The organism is Streptomyces sp. NPDC013187 (assembly GCF_042899705.1).
Taxonomy (GTDB): domain Bacteria; phylum Actinomycetota; class Actinomycetes; order Streptomycetales; family Streptomycetaceae; genus Streptomyces; species Streptomyces hawaiiensis_A.
In genome coordinates, this window is the sequence record NZ_JBIBAF010000006.1 from 194,418 (window position 1) to 213,894 (window position 19,477).

Sequence of the window (19,477 nt, forward strand, 5' to 3'; positions counted from 1 at the left end):
TGTCTCGCGGGTGGCCGGGGGATGTCCCGTCGGGCGGCCCTCTGACATCGCTGAGCAGGGGAAGCGCAGCACGCTGCACAAACGCGTTTTTGTACTGGCCCCGGAATCCGCTAGAGTTCAACACGTCGCCGGGCCGCGAGAGCGGACCGAAACGACAGGCGGACGTAGCTCAGTTGGTAGAGCGCAACCTTGCCAAGGTTGAGGTCGCGAGTTCGAACCTCGTCGTCCGCTCGAAGGAAGAGGGGGACTCCCGGTCCCCTACACTCCTGGTGGAGTGGCCGAGAGGCGAGGCAACGGCCTGCAAAGCCGTCTACACGGGTTCAAATCCCGTCTCCACCTCCAAGGACGATTAGCTCAGCGGGAGAGCGCTTCCCTGACACGGAAGAGGTCACTGGTTCAATCCCAGTATCGTCCACTGGATCACTCACGATCCCACCCGCGCGATTAGCTCAGCGGGAGAGCGCTTCCCTGACACGGAAGAGGTCACTGGTTCAATCCCAGTATCGCGCACGCAGTGCCCATGAACGGATGCGGTCCGTATGCATGGTCCCGAGGACGATTAGCTCAGCGGGAGAGCGCTTCCCTGACACGGAAGAGGTCACTGGTTCAATCCCAGTATCGTCCACATCACGCAGGAGCCCCCGGCCGTTCGAGGCCGGGGGCTCCTTGCGTTTCGCGACGCCGTTCCGCGACGCGCGTCAGGACGAGAACAGCATGTGGCCGAAGCTCTTGCTGCGGTGGTGGCCATGATGACCGTGGTGGCCGTGGCCGCCGTGCGGGGCACCCCAGGCGGGAGCCGGCGGGGCGGGGTAGGCCTGCGGGGCGGGCGGGGGCGGCGGGGCCGGCTGGGACCACTGGGCCTCCAGGCGGGTCAGCGACTCCAGCTCGCCGTAGTCGAGAAAGATCCCGCGGCAGCCACTGCACTGCTCGATCTGGACACCGTTGCGGTTGTACGTGTGCATCGGCGCACGGCACTTCGGACACTGCATGGTCGTTCAACTCCTCGCCGGTCGGTCCTGCTTCACATCTCGCCAGGACAGACTCTGTCCCGCTGCAGTCGGTTGCACCCTACTTCGTGTGCTCCTGCGCCAACTGTGGCGGGACGGTAGCCATTCGGTCACAGGCGTCCACGACCGACTGCTCCACCTCGTCCAGCGGGCGCCCGGCCGCGACCGCCTTGGCGACGGCCCTTGCCGCGGTCTGCGCGGTGAGGGCGCGGGCGGCGACGTCGAGAGCGGGCCAGGGATCGCCCTCGACCGGGACGGCGGGACCGCCGGCCTCGCGGTAGGCGGTGAGGAAGCGCGCCCATTCCCCGGGCGGGAGCAGGCCGCAGGCGTACCAGGCGGCGGGGCGGGCGAGGTCCCAGGCGGGGACGCCGGTACCGAGGTCGTCCACGTCGATCAACAGCCAGGGGCCGTCGGGGGCTGCGCGGCGTACGAGCTGGCCGAGGTGGAGGTCACCGTGGCAGAGGGTGCCGGTGTGCGGCATGGGGGCCTCGGCCCGGGCCCAGGGCGGGAGTGTGGCCCAGGCGCGCAGGACGGGGGCGGCCGCCGGGTGCGGGCCGGCCTCGCGGAGCCGGGCCACGGCTCGGGCCGCCTTGGCAGGGCCACGCATGGAGGGCAGGCCCGGCGGGGCCGGAGTGCGGTGGAGGCGGGCGAGGAGGGTGGCGGCGGCTTCCCATGGGGCGGCGTCCGGGTCGTCGGGATCCACGGGGGTGCCGTACGGCCAGAACGTCACGAGGCGGCCGTGCAGTGCGAGCGGGGTGGGGTCGAGTGGGGGCAGGAGGATACCGGGGAGGCGAGTGGCCAGGGTGAGGCGGCCGGCGAGTTCGGCCGGGTCGCTGTCCGGTGGGTGGGCCTTCGCGACGGTGTCCGCGTGGCGTACGACGATGCCGTCGGGGCGGTCCGCGAGCGTGGCCGCGCCGCAGGGGCAGGCCGACGAGCGCGCATGGGCGGCGACTCGGGCCTTGGCGGCGAGCGCGCGCAGGAGTGGGGCGGGGGTCACGGGGCGAGGGTACGTGCGGTGGGGGCACACCGTGTCAGGAACTGGCGGCATCAGATTCTCGGCGTCGGGACTGCGGCCGGGCGGGCGAGGGGTGCGGCCCGATGGAGTGCGATGCCGCTGCGCCCTCCCATGCCGCCCCTGGTCGGCACGCATGCCGGCAGCGGCGGCGAGTGGATCCGGCTGAAGGAAAAGCAATGCCGGCGCAGCTCCCCAGCTGCGCCGGCATTTGTGCCGTCCGCCGCACCCCCGTCCCCACGGGGTTTCATGGGTGTGATGTCCCCGCCCGGACCGCTCTTCCGGGCCTGGGGTCGCCGCTCAGCGCCCCAGCATCTCTCCCACGGACGACGCCTGTGTGGCCACTGTCTCCCACCCGTCGAAGACGAGGAGGAGCAGGACCGCCAGGGGAAGGGCCATCAGCGTCGCCACCAGCGGGTGGCGACGGCCCTGGCGACGAGGGCGGAACGCGGCGGCGTACGCCTTGCGTCCCTCCTCGCGGAGCAGTGTCCGCGGTGCCGTCTGGGCCATGGTCCCTCTCCTGACCGTTATCGGTTGTCGTTGGCAGCGGCGGGCGTCTGACCTCGGGGGACGAGTGCTGCCACCCGCCGCTTGACCTCAAATCTAGGCGTCCGGCCCCGCCCCGGCGTCATGCCCTCGTACCGATTGGCGGGCCTCCCCGAGGATGAGCCGCCACCTGCGATGTACTCCCCTGGGTGGAGACGAGGGCGCGGGTCTCAGGGTCTTCCCCGACGGGACGCCCGGATCATCCCTCCTTGTCCGAGCTCTCCTCCCTCGGAACGGGCTGTTCCACCAGCGCGAGCACCCGATTCGCCATGAAGCGGGCGGTACGCACGACCCTCCCGCTACGGGTGACTTCGCTCACTTCCACGACACCCCGCCGTACCGTCGTCTCCACCCTGCGTCCCGCTCTGCTCGCCACGACCTCGTACGTGCGCGTCGTGTCCCCCGCGTCCACGACTATCTCCACACGATCACCCTTCACAGGACCAATCCCCCTTCTGCGACGGGTGGTTGGGATCACTCCGCACGCGAAGTCCGCCTCTTCGCGCCCTCCCTGACCACTCTTCAAGTCTCCCACCCACCACTGACAATCCATCACGCTGAGAGGGCGCGGCCTCTGCGCGCGGGCGGCCGCGGAAACGTAAGCTGTGGCTCGTCACAGGACCGGGCAGCGGGGATGAACATGGCGATGATGCGCCTGAGGCGCGAGGACCCGCGCGTCGTCGGCTCGTTCAAGCTTCACAGACGGCTCGGCGCGGGCGGGATGGGCGTGGTCTACCTGGGCTCCGACAAGAAGGGGCAGCGGGTCGCGCTCAAGGTCATCCGTCCGGACCTGGCGGAGGATCAGGAGTTCCGCTCCCGGTTCGCCCGTGAGGTCTCGGCGGCCCGGCGGATCCGTGGTGGCTGCACGGCCCGGCTGGTGGCCGCCGACCTCGACGCGGACCGCCCCTGGTTCGCCACGCAGTACGTGCCCGGCCCTTCCCTGCACGACAAGGTGGCGGCCGAGGGGCCGCTCTGCGCGGCCGATGTCGCGGCCGTCGGTGCCGCCCTTTCGGAGGGCCTGGTCGCGGTGCACGAGGCCGGGGTGGTGCACCGGGACCTGAAGCCCTCCAACATCCTGCTGTCCCCGAAGGGGCCGCGGATCATCGACTTCGGCATCGCCTGGGCGACCGGCGCCTCGACGCTCACCCATGTGGGCACGGCGGTCGGCTCCCCCGGCTTCCTCGCGCCGGAGCAGGTGCGCGGGGCCGCCGTCACACCGGCCACGGACGTGTTCTCGCTCGGTGCCACGCTCGCGTACTCCTCCATGGGCGACTCGCCCTTCGGGCACGGCAGTTCCGAGGTGATGCTGTACCGCGTGGTGCACGAGGAGCCGCAGCTGCACGGCGTGCCCGACGCGCTGGCTCCGCTCGTCCGGGCGTGTCTGGCGAAGGATCCCGAGGAGCGGCCCAGCACGCTCCAACTGTCGTTGCGGCTGAAGGAGATCGCGGCCCGGGAGTCGCAGGACCTCCCCGGCGTCCGGCCGCCCGCGCCGCGCGGCGCCGACAGCGACCGGCCCGTCGACACCTACCCCGAGCGGGCCCGGCGTCCGCAGGGGCAGCAGAGTTCCGGGCCGCAGCGGGGACGGGGCACTCCCCCGCCCCGGGGTTCCGCTCCCTCCCGGGACGGCCATGGCTCGCCGGACGGTACGGCTTCGCAGAGCGGGACCGGTGCGCGGGGCGGTGCCCGGGCGACCGGGAGCGGTAACCGGTCGACGGGAAGCGGAAGCCGCGGCAGGACGCCGATGCGCGGGCCCGGTGCCTCGCGGGGCGGCACCCCGTCGCGGTCGGGGCCGCGGCCGACGCCCACCGGGCGCGACGGGACACGGTCGGGCAGTGGCGGGCGCCCCGCCCCGCACAGCGGCGCCGGGCGCCCGGCGCCCAGGAACACGGGCACCAAACTGCGGCCCGCCAATCCGCGGCTGCTGCGGCAGCGGCTGTTCGTGTTCGTCGTGGTGACGTTGCTGGTGGCGGTCGGTATCGCCCTGGTTCAGGGCTGCCAGGGCCCGGCGCGGGGGCTCGGCGGCGACGGGGGCGGCGTGCGGCAGGAGCACGTCCAGCAGGACGACCGCCCGCGGGACTTCGAGCCGTAGGAACCCGGGTCGCGCGACTGCGGCCGTGGAACGACGCCCCGCTTCAGCGGGGTGTCACAGCCGCGGCAGGATCCGCTCGAAGAACTCACGGTCGCCGTCGAAGAGCGGGTCAAGGGCCAGGAACTCACCCGGGGTGACCCAGCGGGTCTCGGCGACCTCACGCGGGTCGGGGACCACCTCGCCGGTGTCGGCCCGGGCGGTCCACCAGTGGAGACGGAAACGGTGGTCGTCGGTCTCCGACTCCCAGACCTTCGCCTCCGGTACGACGGTGAGGCCGACCTCCTCGTGGACCTCCCGGACGACCGCCTGCTCCTGGGTCTCGCCCGGCTCGACCTTGCCGCTGAGGGGCTGCCAGTAGCCGGGCCGGGCGACGGCCGGGCCGCGCCGGATCGCAAGGAGGCGCTCGCCGCGCCGGAGCACGGCGACGATCGCCTCGCGCTGCTCCACGGCTCAGTCCGTGGGCCGGCCGGTGGCCACGGCGTAGAAGGCCACGGCGGCGGCCGCGCCCACGTTGAGGGAGTCGACGCCGTGGGACATGGGGATGCGGACCCACTCGTCGGCGGCGACCAGGGCCTGGGTGGACAGGCCGTCGCCCTCGGCGCCGAGCATGAGGGCCACGCGGTCCATGGTGTGCGGGGCGGCCTCGTCGAGGGACCGGGCCTTCTCGTCGGGGGTGAGGGCGAGGAGGGTGAAGCCCGCCTCGCGGACGGACTCCAGGCCCTTGGGCCAGGTGTCGAGGCGGGCGTACGGGACGGAGAAGACCGCACCCATGGAGACCTTCACGCTGCGGCGGTAGAGGGGGTCGGCGCAGTCGGGCGAGAGCAGGACGGCGTCCATGCCGAGGGCGGCGGCCGAGCGGAAGATGGCGCCGATGTTGGTGTGGTCGTTGACCGACTCCATGATGACGACGCGGCGGGCGGTCCGGAGGAGGTCGGCGGCCGTGGGCAGGGGTTTGCGCTGCATGGAGGCGAGCGCGCCGCGGTGCACGTGGTAGCCGGTGACCTGCTCGGCGAGCTCCGGGCTGACGGCGTAGACCGGGGCGGGGAGTTCGTCGATGACGTCGCGCATGACGTCGACCCACTTGGCCGAGAGCAGCATGGACCGCATCTCGTAGCCCGCTTCCTTGGCCCTTCTGATGACCTTCTCGCCCTCGGCGATGAACAGGCCCTCGGCGGGTTCGCGCTTGCGGCGCAGCTCCACGTCGGTCAGGCCGGTGTAGTCGCGCAGACGCGGGTCGTCGGGATCCTCGACGGTGATGAGATCGGCCACAGGGTGATACTGCCTTGTCCTGGGTGCGGTGCCAACGGCTCGGGACGGGTTGGGTTACCCGGGGTTACTCGTTCGTCGCCGTGGTCGGGGAGCCGACCTTCACGACCTCGCCGATGACGATGACCGCCGGGGGCTTCACGTCCTCGGTGCGCACGGTCTCCGCGACGGTCGCGAGGGTCGCGTCGACGCGGCGCTGAGCGGCGGTCGTGCCCTCCTGGACGAGGGCGACGGGAGTGTCGGCGGGCTTTCCGTGGGCGACGAGCGTCTCGGCGATCTTTCCGATCTTGTCGACGCCCATGAGGATCACCAGCGTGCCGGTCAGGCGGGCCAGGGACGGCCAGTCGACCAGGGAGCGCTCGTCGTCGGGCGCGACGTGGCCGCTGACCACGGTGAACTCGTGGGCGACGCCGCGATGGGTGACCGGGATGCCGGCCGCGCCCGGGACCGAGATCGAGCTGGAGATCCCGGGGACGACCGTGCAGGGGATGCCGGCCTCGGCGAGGGCCTGGAGCTCCTCCATGCCGCGGCCGAAGACGTACGGATCGCCGCCCTTCAGCCGGACGACCGACTTGCCCTGCTTCGCATGCTCGATCAGCGCGTTGTTGATGGCCTCCTGGGCCATGAAGCGGCCGTAGGGGATCTTCGCGGCGTCGATCACCTCGACGTGGGGCGGCAGTTCGGCGAGGAGGTCGCGCGGGCCGAGGCGGTCCGCGATGACGACGTCCGCCTCGGCGAGCAGGCGGCGGCCGCGCACGGTGATGAGGTCCGGGTCGCCGGGGCCGCCGCCGACGAGGGCGACTCCGGGGGTGCGAGTGCGGTGATGCGGGGCGACGAGCGTGCCGTCGCGCAGGCCCTCGACGACCGCGTCGCGGACGGCGGCGGTGTGGCGGGGGTCGCGCCCCTTGACGTCGGTGGTCAGAACGGCGACCGTGACGCCCTCGCTGTGACCGGTGGCCGGGGTCCAGGCCGTGGCCTTGTCGGCGTCGTCGGACCGGACGCACCAGACGCGGTGGCGCTCCGCCTCGGCCGATGCCGTGCCGTTCGCCTCCGTGTCGCTGGTGGCGATCAGGGCGTACCAGGCGTCCGCGAGGTCACCCTCCCTGTACGGGCGCCTTTGCCAGGTGATCTCGCCGGCGTCCGCCATGGCCTCGACCGAGGGGGTCGCCTCGGGGGACACGAGGAGGATGTCCGCGCCCGCCGCGATCAGTGCCGGGAGGCGGCGCTGGGCGACCTGGCCGCCGCCGAGGACGACCACACGACGGCCGGTGAGGCGGAGACCTACGGGGTAGGCGGGATGTTCGGCCATGAGGTGCGGCTCCTGTTGCGGCGGTGTTCAGTGCCCTGACGTGCGGATTTTAGTGGGCGCGAGGGAGGGCGGCTCAGGTGGTCCAGTGGCTGGGCACCCGAGGGTGCCGCCGGTGGGCGGTCCGGGGCGGTTCGCGGACGGGCGGTCCGGGGGGCGGGCGGTCCGTCCTGCGGAACGCCCTCCCCCGGACCCACGGGGACGGCCGGAGCCCTACTTCTCCGTCACTCCTGCCGAATCGAACGTCGCCACCTCGTGCATCGCCCGGGCCGTGCTCTGGACCAGCGGCAGGGCGAGCAGGGCGCCGGTGCCCTCGCCGAGCCGGAGGTCGAGGTCGACCAGGGGGCGCAGGCCCAGCTTGTTGAGGGCGGCGACGTGGCCCGGCTCGGCGCTGCGGTGGCCCGCGATGCACGCGGCCAGCACCTCCGGGGCGATCGCGCGGGCGACCAGGGCGGCGGCGCCGGCGCTGACGCCGTCCAGGATCACCGGCGTACGCAGGGAGGCGCCGCCGAGGAGCAGGCCGACGATGGCGGCGTGCTCGAAACCGCCGATCGCGGCGAGCACGCCGATCGGGTCGGCCGGGTCCGGCTGGTGGAGTTCCAGGGCCCGGCGGACGACCTCGGTCTTGCGGGCTAGGGTCTCGTCGTTGATTCCCGTGCCCCGGCCGGTGACCTCGGCCGGGTCCGCACCCGTGAAGACGGAGATCAGGGCGGCGGACGCGGTGGTGTTCGCGATGCCCATCTCACCGGTCAGCAGGGCCTTGTTGCCGGCGGCGACCAGGTCGCGGGCGGTCTCGATGCCGACCTCGATGGCCTGCCGGGCCTCCTCGCGGGTCATCGCGGGGCCGGTCGTCAGGTCGGACGTACCGGCACGGATCTTGCGGGGCAGCAGGCCCGGGGTGGCCGGGAGGTCGGCGGCGACGCCCACGTCCACGATGCAGACCTCGGCACCGACCTGGGTGGCGAAGGCGTTGCACACGGCGCCGCCGCCCAGGAAGTTGGCCACCATCTGGGCCGTGACCTCCTGCGGCCAGGGGGTCACGCCCTGGGCGTGCACACCGTGGTCGCCCGCGAAGATGGCGACGGCCGCGGGCTCCGGGATGGGCGGCGGGCACTGGCGGGACAGGCCGGACAGCTGTGCGGAGATGATCTCCAGCATGCCCAGCGCTCCGGCCGGCTTGGTCATACGCTTCTGGCGCTCCCACGCCTCGCCGAGCGCCTTGGCGTCCAGCGGGCGGATCTGCGCGACGGTCTCGGCGAGCAGGTCGTGGGGTTCCTCTCCGGGCAGGGCACGGCGGCCGTATGTCTCTTCGTGCACGACCCACGACAGCGGGCGGCGCTTGGACCAGCCGGCCTGCAACAGCTCGGGCTCGTCCGGGAACTCGTCGACGTAGCCGACGCACAGGTAGGCGATGATCTCCAGGTGCTCGGGCAGGCCGAGGGCGCGGACCATCTCGCGCTCGTCGAAGAAGCTGACCCAGCCGACACCGAGGCCTTCGGCGCGGGCGGCGAGCCAGAGGTTCTCCACGGCCAGGGCCGCCGAGTACGGGGCCATCTGGGGCTGGGTGTGGCGGCCGAGGGTGTGGCGGCCGCCACGGGTCGGATCGGCCGTGACCACGATGTTCACCGGCGTGTCGAGGATGGCCTCGATCTTCAGTTCCTTGAACTGCTTCGCCCGGCCCTTGGGGAGGGACTTCGCGTAGGCGTCGCGCTGACGCATGGCCAGTTCGTGCATCGCGCGCCGCGTGTCGGCGGAGCGGATGACGACGAAGTCCCAGGGCTGCGAGTGGCCCACGGAGGGCGCGTGGTGGGCGGCCTCCAGGACCCGGAGCAGCACCTCGTGCGGGATGGGGTCGCTGCGGAAGCCGTTGCGGATGTCGCGGCGTTCGCGCATGACCTTCAGGACGGCCTCGCGCTCGGCGGGGTCGTAGCCGGGGGCCGCGGGGCCGGTGGACTGTCGGGCTTCTGCCACTGCGGCCGCGCTCTCTTCTCGGCGTTCCTGGTCGGCGAGGTCTTCCTGTTCGGCGGCCCGGGTGTCCAGGTCGTCGGCGTTCTGTGCGAGTTCGGCATCACCGTCGCGGGGTGCCGGGACGGTGACGGCGGGTGCGGGGGGCTCCAGCGTCTCGGGCGTCGCCGGCGGCGACTGCTGCGGGCCCTGTACCGGCTGTCCGTGCTGCTCGTCCGCGGCCGGGGCGGGGAGGACGACGGTGACGTCCTCGGTGGATGCGGGAGCGTCGGGGGCTGAACCCGGCTCGACGGTCTCGGCGGTGGAGGCGGCCATGACCGCCGCCTCCGGGGCCTGGGCCGGGTCTGGCGCGTCGGCGGTGGGGGCTGTCGCGGCGGTGGCGGGCACGGGTGCCTCCGGTGCCTCGGCGGGTGCGGGGGCCTCGGCGGGTGCCGCTGCCGCCGGGGGCTGGGCCGGGGCGGTCGCCTCCGGGGTGGTGTCCGGCTCGGGGGCGGGGGTGGGGACGGGGGCCTCGGCGGGCTCGGCGGCCAGGGCTGCCGCTTCCGGGGCCGTGGTGACGACACCGTCCGTTGCCGGGGCAGCGCCGCCTTCGGCGATCGGGGCCGGGGCAGGGGTGGCGGCGGTCTCGGCGGGTGGAACGGCCCCTTCCGGGCCGGCCGGCTCGGTGGCCTGGGCAGCGGCGACCTGGTCGGCGGCCTCGGAGTGAGGGCCGACAGGGGTGGGCTGCGGGGCCGTCGCCTGCGTTTCCTGCGCGGGCGTCCCGGCGTCGATCACCGCCTCTGGCTGCGGCTGGGACTGCGGCCCAGCCTCTTCGGCGTTGGTCTCCGGCCCCGGCATCACGGTCTCGGAGGCGGTGGCGTCCGCACCGGGTGCGGGGGCCTCGTCCGGGCCTGATGCGGCGGCCTCGGGGGCGACACCCGGGGCCGGAACGGCTTCCGGGGCAGCTGCGTCGGGCGCGGGAGCGGCAGCGGCAGCGGCAGCGGCAGCGGCTGCCTCGTCCGGTACCTGGGCGGATACCTCTGGGCCGGTGGGCTCGGGCGAGGTGACGGCCGCGTGCTCCGGACCGGAGGCAGCATCCGGGAAGGGGACCGCGTCCGGGACCTGGCCGGCCTGCGGGGCTTGGTCGGCCTGCGGGGCTTGGTCGGCCTGCGGAGCAGAAGCGGGTGTCACGGCCTGCGGAGCCTGGTCGGCCTGCGGAGCAGAAGCGGGTGCCACGGCCTGCGGGGCCTGGTCGGCCTGCGGGGCGGGAGCCGGGGCCTCGGCATGCTCGGCAGCGGCCGACCGGGTCTGCTCGCCGGAGGCGTCCGGTCCGGGAGCCTCAGGAGACTCACCGGCGGGTGCACCGTTCTGCGCTGCGCCGTTCACGGCCGGTCCCGGCTCCGATGCCGGCGGCGCGACCGCTTCGGGAGCAGCCATGGTCCCCGCGTCGGCGCCGGTCACCTGGCCCGCGTCGGGGCCGGTACCCGCTCCGGCGGGGTCGCCCGTGGCGGCCGCAGCCTGCTCGGGAGTCGCGTCCCCGGCCTCGGTCGCCTGAGCCTCTCCGATCTGAGCCTCTGTCACCTGGGCCTCGGCCGCACCGGTTGCCTGAGCCTCTCCGATCTGAGCCTCGGTCACCTGGGCCTCGGCCGCACCTGCGGAACCACCGGCAGGAACCAGGCCGGCCTGGGCGGCAGCCACTCGGCCCGCTGCCGCGTCCACGTCCAGGGCCGCGGGGTCTGCCCCCTGCGCGGTCATGACCTGCTCCGGGGCGACGGCTTGGGCCGCGTCCGGTCCGGCACCCGCACCAGCGGGGGCAGCCACACCAGCGGGGGCAGCCTCACCAGCGGGGGCAGCCTCACCCACGTGAACACCCACGGGAACCTGACCGGCCTCGGCCGCAGCCGGCTGACCCTCTGCCGGGTCCACACCGGGAACCACACCCGGAACCACGGGGTCACCCACGGCAGCCGCCGCCTCGGGGGCGACCTGCTCGGGCTCGGCGGTCATCAGGGGCGTGCCCGCGGGCTGCTCGGCGTGCACGGGCTGCGCGGGTGCGGCCGGAGCCGACGGTGTCGTGTGGTTCGTCTCCGTCGGCGCCTGGGTCGCGACCGCCTGGGCCGTGCCCATCGGTTCCGCTGCCGGAACAACCGTTTCCGCAGGCGCCGCCCCGGCGCTCACCTGGGCCGGGTGCGGGGCCGGCACGCCCCAGGGCGTGGCGGGCTGCGTCTGCGCCTCAGGGGTACGGGGACCGTCGAGGTACTCGGGACCCGCCGGGGACGGTGACGGCTGGCGTACCGGTGCGTCGGCGGGGCCGCGGTCGGCGAGGGAACGGACAGGGCTCGCCGAGCTGTCGGGCAGCGGCGGACCGAGGTGCAGGGGCCGGCGCGGGGTGATGGGCGGGATCGGCGGCGGGTCGGGCAGACGGACCGCGCTGAGGTCGACCGAGCCGCTGTCACGGCCCGAGATCTCGTGCGGGCCGGGCTGGTGCACGGCCTCCTCGACCGGCTCCGGCGCGGGCGGTGGGACCTCGTTGCCCCAGGCGCCCTGGGCGCCCGGCAACAGCAGCAGGTCTTCGTCCTCGGCGGTGGTCTCGGAGAGGTAGGGGTACGGACCGGGCGCGGGGGCGTCCGGCTGCTCCACCATGCCTGCGCTCTCCGGCAGTCCCTCGCCCGGGACCTGGCCGGTGTCGGTCATGCGTACCCCTCGCCCATCGGTTAGTGCTCCTACGACCAGCTCGCCCGGGACGGCGCACCGACCGCCCCGCAGTGAAGAACGAGCGTGCGTCCCCAGCGGCACGAACGGTCCGCCCGGAAAAGGCGACAAAGCCATTCACTGGCATTGTCGCGGTCGAACCACCCCCACGGCAGCTTGATCCGCGACGGTTCCGCTGTGGACTGCGCCACGTTGCGCGTCCTCCGGTTCTGCCGTACCACACACACCCCAAAACGGGCGGGTTTTCCGGACATTGACCGACGAAGCGCCGGGCGTCCTTGTGCGGTGCAGCGATCGGCCAGCCTACCGCGCGCAGTACGACAAACCGATCACGGGGACGGTCGTGCGGACGGTCGCGGGGTCAGGCGCCGCGCTTCGGCAGTACGCCGCTGAGCAGGAACGCGACGCTCCGTTCCTTCTCCGTCCAGGCCCTGGTGTCGAGTTCGACGGACTGGAGGAGGGCGCACTCGACGCCGTAGCCGTGCTCGGTCAGGTCGCGGCCGATCAGTTCGGCGGCGTCGCGGGTGGCGGCGTGCGTGACGATGCGCTGCGGGCGGCGGTCGGCGACCGCCGAGACGACGGCCGCTCCCCCGCCGCCGACGCGGACGACGTCCGGCTCGGGGAGGTTCTCCAGGATGTGCGGGGCGGTGCCGTGCACGATCTGGAGCTGGACGCCGAGGCGGCGGGCCGTGGCGTCGGTGCGGGCGCAGGCGGCCCTGTCGCTGTCGACGGCGAGAACGGCGGCACCGGCCCGGGCGGCCTCGACGGCGAAGGCGCCGCTGCCGCAGCCGATGTCCCACACGAGGTCACCGACGCGGGGCCCGAGACGGGCGAGTTGGGAGGCACGCAGCAGTTGGGTCTCGCCCTCCCCGAGGTCCGTGCCGTAGGCGTCGGAGGGCAGGGTCCAGCCGCGCGGTCCGGCGGACGGGTCGCGGCCGGAGATCCAGCCGCCGCTCTCCCCCGCCGTGTCCGGCCGGGCCGGGCCGCCGAGGACGATGACGACGTTGGGGTCGCGCCAGGTGTGGTCGGCGGCCTTGTCGGAGGTGACGACGGAGACGCGCTCGCGGGCGGTGCCGAGTTCCTCGCAGATGACGAAGGAGCGGTGGACTCCTTCGAGGAGCAGGCCGAGTTCTGCGGGGCCCGCGCCGGGTGAGGTGAGGACCGCCACCTTGGTGTGGGCGCGGCATACGTTGACCGCGCGTCGCAGGGTACGAGGGTGTGCGACGACCACCTGTGCGTCGTCCCAGGGCATCCCGGCGCGGGCGAAGGCGGCGGCGACGGAGGAGACGGCGGGCACGACCTCCACCTCGAGGCCGAACTCGGGGGCCCGCAGGGTGCGTACGACACCGAAGAAGCCCGGGTCGCCGTCGGCGAGGACCACGGCCGTGCCGCGGTGGGCTGCGATACGGCGGGCGGCGAGGGCGACACTGCCGAGGCGGATGCGCTCGGCACCGGCGGGCACCTCGGGCAGCGCCAGGTGGTGGGCGGCGCCGGCCACCAGCGTGGCGGCGCCCAGGGCGGCGCTCGCCGCGGCGGTCAGTGGCGAACCGTCCCAGCCGATCACCGTGACGCGGTCGGCCATCGTCGTCAGTCTCCAGGGGTTTGGTTTGCGCAGGTCGTCTGCGTGGCGTGGTGGGGAGCGGCCCGGGGGCGGGCTCCGTGAGGGTACCCGGTGGAGGCGAAGGGGGGAGTGCCGGTGCCGTTGTCGCCGGCGTCCTCCGGGGGGTTCCGGTCAGTTCCAGTCGCCGAAGGACGTGAAGCCGTCACGAAGCTGGTCGCCGACGCCCTCCAGGTCCTCGGGGAGCAGGCTCCAGACGATGAAGTCGGTGCGTACGTCGGTCCAGGTGCCGTCCTCAGCACGGGCCCGGGCTATACAGGCGTTGCGCAGCACGCCCTCGCTGATACAGCCGATCTTCTGGGCGACCTGCTGGGAGGCGGTGTTGTCGGCCGCCGTGCGCAGTTCGATGCGCTCGAACTTCTGGTCCCCGAAGAGCCACTGGGCGGTGGCCAGGGCGGCCTCGGAGGCGTAGCCCTCACCGCGTGCCCAGGGGGCGATGATGTACGACAGTTCGGCGGAGCGCACGTGCCAGTTGGTCTTGCCGAGCTGGATGACGCCGACCAGGCGCTGCGTGAGGAACTCGGTGACGGCGAAGTCGATTCCGTGTCCCTCGGTACGCTGCGTGGGGGCGTACTCGGTGATCCAGGTGCGGGCGCCGCTTTCCGTGAAGGGCTGGGGGACGGAGGTCCAGGCCGCCACCTGTTCGTCGTTCATCATCGCGGCCAGGGAGGCGACGTCGTCTTCGTCGAGGGGACGCAGCACCAACCGCTCCGTGCTGATGGAGATGTTGGGGAAGGTGCTCGTCATGCGCCGCTCCGTAACCTTCGGTGAACCTTCAGGGCATGCTGAACTGCCCAGCATGCAGCATGAAAGCACTGATCCGCACCACGGGACCCTCCCCACCGGGTGGGGGGAGGACCCCGTGCGCGAGTGCCGGATGCGGGCTCAGAAGGAGGCGAGCACGGAGCCGGCGTACTTGTCCTGGATGAACTTCTTGACCTCGGGCGAGGTGAGCAGCTTCGCGAGCTTCTTCACGCGCGGGTCGTCCTCGTTGCCCTTCTTCACGGCGAGGAAGTTGCCGTAGGGGTTGTTCTTCGGGGACTCCAGGACCAGGGCGTCCTTGGAGGGCTTGAGGTCGGCCTCGATGGCGTAGTTGCCGTTGACCACGGCGGCGTCCACGTCGTCGAGGGAGCGCGGGGTCTGGGCCGCCTCCAGCTCCTTGAACTTGAGGTTCTTGGGGTTCTTGGTGATGTCGGAGGGGGTCGCCTCGTTGCCGACGCCCGCCTTGAGGGTGATGAGCCCGTGGGCGGCGAGGAGCTTGAGGGCGCGGGCCTCGTTGACCGTGTCGTTGGGGATGGCGACCGTCGCACCGCTCTTCAGGTCGTCGGCCTTCTTGACCTTGTGGGAGTAGAGGCCGAGCGGCTCCAGGTGGACCGTGACGACCGGCACGATGTCGGTGCCGTTCTTCTTGTTGAAGTCGTCGAGGTACGGCTTGTTCTGGAAGTAGTTGGCGCCGACGGAGCCGTCCTGCGTCGCCGTGTTCGGCGTGACGTAGTCCGTGAACTCCTTGACCTGGAGGTCGAGGCCTTCCTTCTTCGCCAGGTTGTCCTTGACGTAGTCGAGGATCTCGGCGTGTGGCACGGGGCTGGCGGCGACGATCAGCGGCCCGTCGGTGTCCGAGCTGTCCGCGCCGCAGGCGCTGAGCCCGAGGGTGAGGGCTCCGGCGGCGAGTGCGGCGGTGGTGATCTTGGCGGTGTTACGCACGAAAAGTGCCTTTCCTTGTGGCCTTGCGGTGGTGCGACCCCGTCGTGGGTGGGCGGGGAGTCAGGAGGCGGCTTTGAGCAGCCGCAGCTTGGGGGCGGGGCCGGAGTGGGCGCCGCGGCGGTGCAGGGAGCGGGCCGCGTAATCACCGGCGAACTGGATGACCGAGATGACGACGGCGAGGATCGCGACGGTGATCCACATCAGCTGGGTCTCGAAGCGCTGGTAGCCGTACCGGATGGCGATGTCGCCGAGGCCTCCGGCGCCGACGGTGCCCGCCATGGCGGAGTAGCCGATGAGGGCGACGATCGTGGTGGTGGTGCTGGAGATCAGCGACGGCAGGGACTCGGGGACGAGGACCTTGCGGACGATGGTCCAGGTGTTGCCGCCCATGGCCTGAACGGCCTCGACGAGCCCGTGGTCCACTTCGCGGACGGCCGTCTCGACCAGGCGCGCGAAGAACGGGATGGCGCCGACGGCGAGCGGCACGATGGCGGCCTCGACGCCGATGGTCGTCCCGGTGATCGAGCGGGTGAAGCCCATCAGCGCGACCATCAGGATGATGAACGGCAGAGAGCGGGCGATGTTCACGATCTGCCCGATGACCTTGTTGGCGGCGAGGTTCTGCAGCAGGCCGCCGCGGTCGGTGAGAACCAGCAGGATGCCGAGCGGCAGTCCGCCGACGACGGCGATGAGCGTGGACCAGCCGACCATGTAGAGGGTGTCCCAACACGCCTGCTCCAGCAGGGGCTGCATCTCGGACCAGGTCACTTGGCACCTTCCTTCACCGGTTCGGAGTCATGGCCCAGGAGGTCGATCTGGAGGCCCTTTTCACGCAGGAAGCCGATGGGCACGACGTTGTCCTCGTAGCGGCCGGGCAGTTCGATGCGCATCCGGCCGACCTGGAGGCCGCCGACGGTGTCGATGGCGGCACCGAGGATCGATATGTCGATGTTGTAGGTGCGGGCCAGCTGCGAGATGACGGGCTGGGTGGCACTCTCGCCCTGGAAGGTGACGTCGACGACGGTGCGGTCCTCGCCGGAGGCCTCGCCGTCGAGCGGGAAGAGCGCCGAGGCGAGTTCGGAGCCGGGCGTCGCGAGGAGTTCGCTGACGGTGCCGGACTCGACGATGCGCCCGTTCTCCATGAGGGCGGCCGAGTCGCAGACCGACTTCACGACGTCCATCTCGTGGGTGATGAGCAGGACGGTCAGACCGAGCTGGCGGTTGAGGTCGCGCAGCAGCGCCAGGATCGAGCGGGTGGTCTCGGGGTCGAGGGCGCTGGTGGCCTCGTCGGACAGCAGCACCTTCGGGTCGCCGGCGAGGGCGCGGGCGATGCCGACGCGCTGCTTCTGGCCGCCGGAGAGCTGCGCCGGGTAGGACTTGGCCTTGTCGGCGAGACCGACGAGGTCGAGCAGCTCCAGCGCCTTGCGGGAGCGTTCCTGCCCGGACGTCCCGAGGATCTCCAGCGGCAGCTCGACGTTGTCCTGGACGGTCCGGGAGGACAGCAGGTTGAAGTGCTGGAAGACCATGCCGATACGGCTGCGCGCCTCCCGGAGTTCCTTTCCGGCGCGGGGCCCGCGGCCGGCCAGGGCGGTCAGGTCCTGCCCGGCGACGGTCACGGTGCCGGCCGTGGGGCGTTCCAGCAGGTTGACGCAGCGGATGAGCGAGGACTTGCCGGCGCCGGACTGGCCGATGACGCCGTACACCTCGCCTTCGCGGACGTGCAGGTCGACGCCGTCCAGGGCGGTGACCTCACGGCCGCGTGCACGGTAGACCTTGGTCAGGCCCGAGGTGGTGATCACTGGGATTCCGTCACTGTCGAGTGCGCGGGCGTGGGGGTGCCCGGGCACAGGTGCATTCGGTCAGGGACGCGACACGGTTCTCGCTGGGGAGTGGAACCGGGGAGAACATGTGCGCGGGCGGCTTCGGGTCACGCGACGCTCAGGGCGTGCGGACAGGCCGCGTCTCGCTTCGGGGCGCGAGCTCAGGGGTGGTGCAGGGGCCCTCTAGAAGGCGCACATTCGACACATACAACGAGCACCGGGCGTCATGGTCGCCTCGGTCGCGGGGATGCGGTCGCTCGTCGTGGTCATGTCGTCAGTAAAACACGCGTACGGTCCTGACCGACCCTCCGCTGTCCGGATGCTGGACAGCGGTGGACGGAGATCCGGGGTCGTCAGCCGTGCACGGAGATTTCCACGCCCTGCTCGGTGACCAGCGCGGACAGGGCCGACAGATCCTCGACGACGAGATCGGCGTGGAGTTCGTGAGCCTGATGGGTTGTGGTCAACGCCACGGTGGTCATGCCTGCGGCGCGGCCGGCCGTCAGGCCCGCCGGGGCGTCCTCGAAGACGACGCAGTGCGCCGGGTCCACGCCGAGCGCGCGGGCGGCGAGCAGGTAGGGCTCGGGATCGGGCTTTCCACGGGTGATGTCGTCCGCGGCGACGAGCGTCTTGGGCAGGATGCCGACGGCGTCGAGGCGGGCCTCGGCGAGGCGCCGGGTGGCCGAGGTGACGACGGCCCAGCGCTCGGCGGGCAGCACGTCGAGGAAGGCCCGCGTGCCCGGCAGCAGGTGTACCCCGTCGTTGGGCACGTCCTCCACCTCCAGGTCCTCGATGCGCGCGACGGCGGCCGGCACGACCTCGGCGGGCAGCAGGTCGGCGGCTATCTCTGCGGCCGGACGCCCGTGCAGTTCGACGCGCGCGAACTCCTCGGCCGTGATCCCGTACTCCCCGGCCCACCGCGTCCAGCAGCGGTCCACCGAGGCGAGGGAGGAGACGAGGGTTCCGTCGTTGTCGAACAGCAGGGCCTGCGCGTGGATCGTCATGTCCTCGACCCTACGGTGCAGGCCAGGGCCGGAAGCAGGGGGCCTTTTCGGCCGTAATAAGGTCGCTGCATGCTGAATGCCCTGACGCTGGTGACCGGCGTCGCCGCGCTGCTGCTCGCCGCCTGGTGCGGCTGGGCGGCCTACCGCGACCAGCCGACGAAGGACTGGCACTTCATCGGGATGGCCGTGGTCACGCTGCTGTCGCTGGTCCAGCTGGTCGTGGGGATCGTGCTGCTCGCGCAGGGCGAGAAGCCGGAGCAGGGGACGACGATCTTCGTGGCGTATCTGCTGGGGGCGTTCGCGTGTGTCCCGGCGGCGGGGTTCATGTCGCTGGCCGAGCGGACGCGGTGGGGTTCGGTGACGGTGGCCGCCGGCGGTGTAGTGCTGGCGGTGCTGGAGGTGCGTCTCTATGACATCTGGGGAGGCTGAGGTGAGCCGGCGCCGGCTGATCAGCGGGCCGGGCACGCTGCTGGTGTGGCTGTACGGCGTGATGGTCGTGGGGGCGGTGTCGCGGTCCGCGTTCCAGATCGCGACGGAGTTCGACCGGGCGCCGCTCGCCTACTCGCTGTCGGCCGTGGCCGGTGTCGTGTACGGGTTCATCACGTACTCGCTGGTGCGGGGTGGGGAGACGGCGCGGAGGGTCGCCCTGGCGTGCTGTGTCGCCGAGTTGGTGGGCGTACTGACCGTGGGGACCTGGACGTTGGCCGAGCCGTCGGCGTTTCCCGACGCCACCGTGTGGTCGGACTTCGGGATGGGGTATCTCTTCATTCCGGTGATCCTGCCGGTGTCCGCCATCTACTGGCTGCGGAAGGGTGCGCCCCGGGAGGGTGCCGCCTGAGGTGTGTCAGGCGGCCGCGGGCCGGGTGTGGCTTGTCGCGCAGTTCCCCGCGCCCCTGAGGGGCGAGACTCAAGCCGTCGCTGCGTACGTGCTCGCCGGCTTCTCCAGGACGATCATCGGTACGCCGTCCGCGCCCTGGGACGTGCCCACCGTTTCGTAGCCGACCTTGCGGTAGAGGCGGAGGTTGCCCTCGCTGCGGTGGCCCGTGTGGAGGCGGAAGCGGGTGGCGCCGTGGTCGCCGGCGAGGGCCGATTCGGCCGCCCTGAGGAGGCGGGCGCCGATGCCGTGGCCCTGGAGGCGGGGGTGGACGCAGAGTTTGCCGATCGCGGCGGCGCCGTCCTCGGTGACCGAGCCCCGGACCGAGCCGACGACCTCCTCGCCGAGCCGGGCCACGAAGACGCAGTCGCGGGTGACCTCCTCGCGGACCGAGTCGAGGGTTTGGACGAGCGGGTCGATGCGGTAGTTCCCGTACAGCGCCGCCTCCGGCTGGAAGCACAGGTACTGCAGCCTGAAGATCTGCTCCGCGTCCTGCTCGGTCGCCGCAGAGATGGTCACGCTCATGCCCATGTGCGCACGCCTCCCGCTCATCTGATCACCTGTCGTCCCCACTC

Annotated in this window: 18 protein-coding genes and 5 tRNA genes; 8 read left to right on the forward strand and 15 right to left on the reverse strand. The window is 72.4% G+C overall.

The annotated features are described in order from the left end of the window. The first annotated feature begins 158 nt into the window (after nucleotides 1–158). The 5 genes from ACFY5B_RS14350 (at nucleotide 159) to ACFY5B_RS14370 (ending at nucleotide 625) form a co-directional block, all read left to right on the forward strand. A tRNA-Gly gene (locus ACFY5B_RS14350) sits at nucleotides 159–231 on the forward strand. A gap of 37 nt (nucleotides 232–268) precedes the next feature. Beyond that, a tRNA-Cys gene (locus ACFY5B_RS14355) sits at nucleotides 269–342 on the forward strand. Between the two features lies 1 nt (nucleotide 343). Next, nucleotides 344–415: transfer RNA gene (locus ACFY5B_RS14360), tRNA-Val, on the forward strand. Nucleotides 416–438: 23 nt separating this feature from the next. Further along, nucleotides 439–510 (forward strand) — tRNA-Val (locus ACFY5B_RS14365). 43 nt (nucleotides 511–553) lie between these two features. Continuing rightward, nucleotides 554–625, forward strand: a tRNA-Val gene (locus ACFY5B_RS14370). Between the two features lie 73 nt (nucleotides 626–698). Here ACFY5B_RS14370 and ACFY5B_RS14375 read toward each other — a convergent pair. The 4 genes from ACFY5B_RS14375 to ACFY5B_RS14390 form a co-directional block, all read right to left on the reverse strand. After that, on the reverse strand, nucleotides 699–989 hold the full coding sequence (locus ACFY5B_RS14375; RefSeq protein ID WP_344454529.1) for a zf-TFIIB domain-containing protein: 291 nt from the start codon (nucleotides 987–989) through the stop codon (nucleotides 699–701). Nucleotides 990–1,068: 79 nt separating this feature from the next. Continuing rightward, nucleotides 1,069–2,004 (reverse strand): phosphotransferase family protein, encoded by a 936-nt coding sequence (locus ACFY5B_RS14380; protein WP_389968787.1) that lies wholly within the window; start codon nucleotides 2,002–2,004, stop codon nucleotides 1,069–1,071. A 315-nt stretch (nucleotides 2,005–2,319) separates the two neighbouring features. Then, on the reverse strand, nucleotides 2,320–2,529 hold the full coding sequence (locus ACFY5B_RS14385) for a hypothetical protein (RefSeq protein WP_053668257.1): 210 nt from the start codon (nucleotides 2,527–2,529) through the stop codon (nucleotides 2,320–2,322). A gap of 235 nt (nucleotides 2,530–2,764) precedes the next feature. After that, on the reverse strand, nucleotides 2,765–3,004 hold the full coding sequence (locus ACFY5B_RS14390) for a hypothetical protein (protein ID WP_104778733.1): 240 nt from the start codon (nucleotides 3,002–3,004) through the stop codon (nucleotides 2,765–2,767). A 195-nt stretch (nucleotides 3,005–3,199) separates the two neighbouring features. Between ACFY5B_RS14390 and ACFY5B_RS14395 the strand changes: the two genes are divergently transcribed. Then, the gene (locus tag ACFY5B_RS14395) at nucleotides 3,200–4,654 is read left to right on the forward strand and encodes a protein kinase (RefSeq protein WP_389968790.1); all 1,455 of its coding nucleotides are present in this window, start codon (nucleotides 3,200–3,202) and stop codon (nucleotides 4,652–4,654) included. Between the two features lie 54 nt (nucleotides 4,655–4,708). Here ACFY5B_RS14395 and ACFY5B_RS14400 read toward each other — a convergent pair whose 3' ends face one another. The 10 genes from ACFY5B_RS14400 to ACFY5B_RS14445 all read right to left on the reverse strand — a co-directional run bounded on the left by ACFY5B_RS14400 (nucleotide 4,709) and on the right by ACFY5B_RS14445 (nucleotide 18,028). After that, nucleotides 4,709–5,101 (reverse strand): NUDIX domain-containing protein, encoded by a 393-nt coding sequence (locus ACFY5B_RS14400; protein WP_389968792.1) that lies wholly within the window; start codon nucleotides 5,099–5,101, stop codon nucleotides 4,709–4,711. A 3-nt stretch (nucleotides 5,102–5,104) separates the two neighbouring features. Further along, a complete protein-coding gene (locus tag ACFY5B_RS14405; RefSeq protein WP_389968794.1) occupies nucleotides 5,105–5,923 on the reverse strand; it encodes a TrmH family RNA methyltransferase in 819 nt (272 codons plus the stop codon). 64 nt (nucleotides 5,924–5,987) lie between these two features. Next, nucleotides 5,988–7,229 (reverse strand): uroporphyrinogen-III C-methyltransferase, encoded by a 1,242-nt coding sequence (gene cobA / locus ACFY5B_RS14410; RefSeq protein WP_389968796.1) that lies wholly within the window; start codon nucleotides 7,227–7,229, stop codon nucleotides 5,988–5,990. Between the two features lie 210 nt (nucleotides 7,230–7,439). Further along, nucleotides 7,440–11,864, reverse strand: coding sequence for a nicotinate-nucleotide--dimethylbenzimidazole phosphoribosyltransferase (gene cobT, locus ACFY5B_RS14415; RefSeq protein ID WP_389968798.1), 4,425 nt, complete (start codon nucleotides 11,862–11,864; stop codon nucleotides 7,440–7,442). 379 nt (nucleotides 11,865–12,243) lie between these two features. Continuing rightward, nucleotides 12,244–13,464, reverse strand: a complete 1,221-nt coding sequence (gene cbiE, locus ACFY5B_RS14420; RefSeq protein WP_389968800.1) for a precorrin-6y C5,15-methyltransferase (decarboxylating) subunit CbiE — start codon at nucleotides 13,462–13,464, stop codon at nucleotides 12,244–12,246. Nucleotides 13,465–13,614: 150 nt separating this feature from the next. Then, complete coding sequence (locus ACFY5B_RS14425; protein WP_344454514.1) at nucleotides 13,615–14,247, reverse strand: GNAT family N-acetyltransferase; 633 nt, start codon at nucleotides 14,245–14,247, stop codon at nucleotides 13,615–13,617. 138 nt (nucleotides 14,248–14,385) lie between these two features. Next, nucleotides 14,386–15,204: a MetQ/NlpA family ABC transporter substrate-binding protein gene (locus ACFY5B_RS14430; protein ID WP_389968803.1), complete on the reverse strand. Its 819-nt coding sequence runs from the start codon at nucleotides 15,202–15,204 to the stop codon at nucleotides 14,386–14,388. A 60-nt stretch (nucleotides 15,205–15,264) separates the two neighbouring features. Next, entirely contained in the window at nucleotides 15,265–15,972 is a 708-nt protein-coding gene (locus tag ACFY5B_RS14435) for a methionine ABC transporter permease (protein WP_389968805.1), read from the reverse strand. Next, nucleotides 15,969–17,003 carry a methionine ABC transporter ATP-binding protein gene (locus ACFY5B_RS14440; protein ID WP_389968807.1) on the reverse strand — a complete coding sequence of 345 codons (1,035 nt, stop codon included), beginning with the start codon at nucleotides 17,001–17,003 and terminating at the stop codon, nucleotides 15,969–15,971. Before ACFY5B_RS14440 ends, ACFY5B_RS14435 begins: the two co-directional genes overlap by 4 nt. Nucleotides 17,004–17,377: 374 nt before the next feature. Then, nucleotides 17,378–18,028, reverse strand: a complete 651-nt coding sequence (locus tag ACFY5B_RS14445) for an HAD family hydrolase (protein WP_389968809.1) — start codon at nucleotides 18,026–18,028, stop codon at nucleotides 17,378–17,380. A 69-nt stretch (nucleotides 18,029–18,097) separates the two neighbouring features. Between ACFY5B_RS14445 and ACFY5B_RS14450 the strand changes: the two genes are divergently transcribed. Further along, nucleotides 18,098–18,457, forward strand: a complete 360-nt coding sequence (locus ACFY5B_RS14450) for a hypothetical protein (RefSeq protein WP_053668244.1) — start codon at nucleotides 18,098–18,100, stop codon at nucleotides 18,455–18,457. Beyond that, on the forward strand, nucleotides 18,438–18,866 hold the full coding sequence (locus ACFY5B_RS14455; protein WP_389968811.1) for a hypothetical protein: 429 nt from the start codon (nucleotides 18,438–18,440) through the stop codon (nucleotides 18,864–18,866). Before ACFY5B_RS14450 ends, ACFY5B_RS14455 begins: the two co-directional genes overlap by 20 nt. Nucleotides 18,867–18,935: 69 nt before the next feature. On the opposite strand, the gene ACFY5B_RS14460 is transcribed toward ACFY5B_RS14455, so the two are convergent. After that, on the reverse strand, nucleotides 18,936–19,433 hold the full coding sequence (locus ACFY5B_RS14460) for a GNAT family N-acetyltransferase (protein ID WP_389969194.1): 498 nt from the start codon (nucleotides 19,431–19,433) through the stop codon (nucleotides 18,936–18,938). Nucleotides 19,434–19,477 lie beyond the last annotated feature (44 nt).

Excerpts from the sequence above, each read along its gene's own strand:
- ACFY5B_RS14385 (WP_053668257.1), bottom strand. The coding sequence starts at position 2,529 with ATGGCCCAGACGGCACCGCGGACACTGCTCCGCGAGGAGGGACGCAAG.
- cobA (WP_389968796.1), bottom strand. The coding sequence starts at position 7,229 with ATGGCCGAACATCCCGCCTACCCCGTAGGTCTCCGCCTCACCGGCCGT.
- cobT (WP_389968798.1), bottom strand. The coding sequence starts at position 11,864 with ATGACCGACACCGGCCAGGTCCCGGGCGAGGGACTGCCGGAGAGCGCA.
- ACFY5B_RS14460 (WP_389969194.1), bottom strand. The coding sequence starts at position 19,433 with ATGGGCATGAGCGTGACCATCTCTGCGGCGACCGAGCAGGACGCGGAG.
- ACFY5B_RS14395 (WP_389968790.1), top strand. The coding sequence starts at position 3,200 with ATGAACATGGCGATGATGCGCCTGAGGCGCGAGGACCCGCGCGTCGTC.
- ACFY5B_RS14445 (WP_389968809.1), bottom strand. The coding sequence starts at position 18,028 with ATGACGATCCACGCGCAGGCCCTGCTGTTCGACAACGACGGAACCCTC.
- ACFY5B_RS14425 (WP_344454514.1), bottom strand. The coding sequence starts at position 14,247 with ATGACGAGCACCTTCCCCAACATCTCCATCAGCACGGAGCGGTTGGTG.
- cbiE (WP_389968800.1), bottom strand. The coding sequence starts at position 13,464 with ATGGCCGACCGCGTCACGGTGATCGGCTGGGACGGTTCGCCACTGACC.
- ACFY5B_RS14450 (WP_053668244.1), top strand. The coding sequence starts at position 18,098 with ATGCTGAATGCCCTGACGCTGGTGACCGGCGTCGCCGCGCTGCTGCTC.
- ACFY5B_RS14375 (WP_344454529.1), bottom strand. The coding sequence starts at position 989 with ATGCAGTGTCCGAAGTGCCGTGCGCCGATGCACACGTACAACCGCAAC.
- ACFY5B_RS14455 (WP_389968811.1), top strand. The coding sequence starts at position 18,438 with ATGACATCTGGGGAGGCTGAGGTGAGCCGGCGCCGGCTGATCAGCGGG.